This window comes from Variovorax sp. M-6 (genome assembly GCF_052114385.1).
In the GTDB taxonomy this organism is placed as follows: Bacteria; Pseudomonadota; Gammaproteobacteria; order Burkholderiales; family Burkholderiaceae_C; genus Variovorax.
Genome location: NZ_JBFREQ010000122.1, coordinates 1 through 475 on the forward strand (window position 1 = coordinate 1; position 475 = coordinate 475).

General features: G+C 70.7%; 1 protein-coding gene. It reads left to right on the forward strand.

The features are described 5' to 3' along the window. Positions 1–475, forward strand: a 475-nt coding sequence (locus AB4Z46_RS35420; RefSeq protein ID WP_442288223.1) for an electron transfer flavoprotein subunit alpha/FixB family protein, incomplete at both ends; no start/stop codon positions are given.

The following is a 475-nucleotide window of genomic DNA, read 5'->3' on the forward strand; positions in this document are numbered from 1 at the left end:
GCCCCGACACCTTCGAGCGTCCGATCTACGCGGGCAATGCGATTGCCATCGTGCAGAGCAGCGATGCGATCAAGGTGGCGACCGTGCGCACGACGGGCTTCGATGCGGCGGCGGCCACCGGCGGCAGCGCGGCGGTCGAGACCGTGGACGGCGTGGCCGACTCCGGCAAGAGCAGCTTCGTCGGCCGCGAAGTCACCAAGAGCGAGCGCCCCGAGCTGACCGCGGCCAAGATCATCGTCTCGGGGGGCCGCGCGCTGGGCAGCGCCGAGAAGTTCCAGGAAGTGATGGCGCCGCTGGCCGACAAGCTCAACGCGGGCCTGGGCGCGAGCCGCGCGGCGGTGGACGCGGGCTACGCGCCGAACGACTGGCAGGTGGGCCAGACCGGCAAGATCGTGGCGCCGCAGCTGTACATCGCCGCCGGCATCTCGGGCGCGATCCAGCATCTGGCGGGCATGAAGGACTCCAAGGTGATCGT